Here is a 3116-nt window from a genome sequence, read left to right as displayed (position 1 = left end):
TTGTGCTGGCAAAGCTTGAAGCCAAAGGCCTGAAGCCCGCGCCGGAGGCCGATAGACGCACGCTGATTCGGCGCGTGACATTTGATCTCATCGGTTTGCCGCCCACCACCCAAGAGATCGCCGCGTTTCTCGCCGATACCTCTCCGAAAGCTTACGAAAAGCTGATTGACAGGTTGCTGGCAAGCCCCCACTACGGCGAGCGCTGGGCACGACACTGGCTCGATGTGGCGCGTTTTGGCGAGAGCCACGGCTTCGAGTATGATCGTCTGCGCGAGCATGCCTGGCGCTACCGCGACTACGTGGTCAATGCGCTAAACTCCGACAAGCCCTACGACCAGTTTATCCGTGAGCAGGTCGCAGGCGATGTACTGGAGAGTGCGAGCGAGGACGGTGTGATCGCCACAGGCTTTCTGGTCGCTGGGCCACAAGATGAGGCGGGAAAGGGCGCTCCTGGCCTTCAAGTGCGGCTCCGGGCACGCGAGGAGGAGCTAGAGGACATGATCGGACTGGTCGGCCAGACATTTCTCGGGCTGAGTGTCAACTGCGCCCGCTGCCACGACCACAAGTTCGACCCGATTCCCGCCAGAGACTACTACCGCCTCAAGTCCGCACTCGCGGGAGCCCAGCCCGGAAACCGCTCCGTGCTCACACAAAAGCAAGCCAAGCGACGTGACGAACAGGCGATGGTTTTGCGCGGACAGCAAGCCGCCTGCCAGGGCGAGCTTCGGCGCATCGAGGAGCCCATTCGGGCCCGCTTGCTTCAGCAGCAAGGAGCCACGAGCAAGTCTCTTCCCACCACTCCCCAGCCGCTTCTGCGCTGGACGTTCGATGACCTCCCTGGCGGACGGCTCACACTCGATGGGAAGAGTGGGCGCTTTCAGAGCGAGCCACTGGCAGTAGAGATTCGGGAGAAAACGCTGGAGTCGTGGGTGAGCCTTGCGGATCTGAATCAGCACGGTGGGAGTGTGCTCACTCTGGAGGCCGATGGCGGGGCGCCCTTCGATGCCATTGTCTTCGGGGAGCGTCAGCGCGGCAAGTGGATCTCAGGCAGCGAGTTCTACAACCGTACCAAAGATTTAGAGGCCGCCGTGGAGACGGTCACACCGGGCGAGCTGGTGCAGCTGGTGAGCGTCTACCACGCTGACAACCGTATCGAGGTCTACCGCAACGGCAAGCCCTACACCACTGCCTACACTCCTGTTGGTGAGAACGGGACACTGCGCACCTACGCGGCAGGCAAGAGCCATGTGCTGATCGGCCCACGCCACACCGGCTCGGGGGATTTCTTGCACGGCGAGATCGAGGAAGTGCGGCTCTACAACCGAGCACTGAGCGCGGCAGAGATCGCGGAGTCGTTTCGCAGTGCGCCGTTTCATGTCGCACCCGAAGCACTGGAGGCTGCCTTCACGCCCGATGAGCGCAAGCAGCGCAAGACGCTCACGGCGGAGAGCACCCGGCTAGCGGCGGAACTAAAAGCGCTGGAGACGCCGACTCTGACCTACGCGACCAGCTCCCAGCAACCCCAGCCGACGGAGCTTCTCTTGCGCGGTGACGTGCAGTCAAAAGGCGAGATCGTGACGCCTGGAGGGCTCAGTGCCCTCACGGCCTACTCGCCTCACTTTGGCCTCGCCGCCGACTCCCCTGAGGCGCAGCGCCGCCTCGCACTGGCAAGCTGGCTCACGGATATACGTAACCCACTGACGGCACGGGTGATGGTGAACCGGGTCTGGCAGGGGCACTTTGGGCGCGGCATTGTCGGCACCCCGAGCGACTTTGGCAACAACGGCGAGAGCCCCAGCCACCCCGAGCTACTGGACTGGCTGGCGACGGCCTTCTCCGGCCCGGGCGCGTGGAGCCTCAAGAAGTTGCACCGCGCGATCCTGCTCTCTAGCACCTATCGGCAGTCCGGGCAGTTCGATCCCAAAGCCGCAAAAATAGACACGGACAACCGCCTGCTCTGGCGCTTTTCCCCGCACCGTTTAGAGGCTGAGGCCGTGCGCGATAGCATGCTCGCCATCAGTGGACAGCTTAATCTAGCTCTGGGTGGCCCCAGCTTCCGCCCGTTTACCGTGAGCAACTACGGCTCAGATTTCTATCAGTTAATAGATAAAGACACGCCTGAGTTCAACCGGCGGACGCTCTACCGGATGGGGGTGCAGAGCGCCCGCAACCCGCTCCTCGAAACCCTTGACTGCCCCGACCCATCCACCAAAACCCCGAAGCGAACCGTCACCACAACGCCCATTCAGGCTCTTGCCCTCATGAACGATAGCTTCGTCCTACGCCAGTCCCGCGCCTTCGCCGCACGCATTATTCAAGACGCAGGCAGCGCTCCCAGTGCCCAGGTCACTGCCGCCTACACCCGCGCTTTTGGCCGCCCGCCGACGTCCACGGAGCGCACTCGCGCACTGACGCACCTCAAAGCTCATTCACTCGATAGCCTCTGCTGGGCACTGTTCAACTCCAGTGAGTTTCTCTATGCCAGATAACCCGACCAATCGCCGCCACTTCCTCACCCAAGCCGCCGGTGGCCTCGGCTCCATCGCCCTCGCTACGCTTTTGGCGGACGAAGCGGGGGCTAGCCCTGAACCCATCCCCCCGGCCCCCTTCCCTCTACAAAGGAAGGGGGAGAGAGGGGGGGTAGCCAAACGGGTGATCCAGATTTTTTGTTGTGGTGGCGTGAGTCACATTGACACGTTTGACTACAAGCCCGAGCTGGTGAAGCGCGATGGCCAGGAGTGCAAGAAAGTCTTCGATACGTTCTTTGCCCAGCCGGGAAATCTCATGAAGAGCCCGTTTGCGTTCAAGCAGCACGGTAAGAGCGGACGCTGGGTGAGCAGTCTCCTGCCACACACGGCGGAGCGCGTGGACGACATCACGTTTCTGTGCTCGATGAAGGCCAAGTCCGCCAACCATACCCCTGCCACATTTCAGATGAACTCGGGCTTCACGCTCAATGGCTTTCCCTGTCTGGGCGCGTGGCTGAGCTATGGCCTGGGAACCGTGAATCAAGACCTGCCCGCCTTTGTGGTGCTCCCCGACCCACGTGGCCTGCCTGCGGGCGGCGCGATCAACTGGACTTCAGGGTTTCTGCCCGCAACCCACCAAGGGACGGC

General features: G+C 62.3%; 2 protein-coding genes. Both read left to right on the top strand.

Going from position 1 to position 3116, the window contains the following annotated elements:
• On the top strand, positions 1-2489 hold a 2489-nt coding region (locus ACH2EH_RS21195), incomplete at its 5' end, for a DUF1553 domain-containing protein (RefSeq protein WP_395144855.1).
• The coding region (locus tag ACH2EH_RS21190) for a DUF1501 domain-containing protein (RefSeq protein ID WP_395144853.1) at positions 2479-3116 on the top strand (638 nt) is incomplete at its 3' end. The genes ACH2EH_RS21195 and ACH2EH_RS21190, both read left to right, overlap by 11 nt.

It is taken from the genome of Armatimonas sp., from assembly GCF_043760365.1.
Lineage (GTDB): Bacteria > Armatimonadota > Armatimonadia > Armatimonadales > Armatimonadaceae > Armatimonas.
Note: the sequence above shows the minus strand (reverse complement) of the source record. Positions and strands in the feature narration are given on the sequence as shown.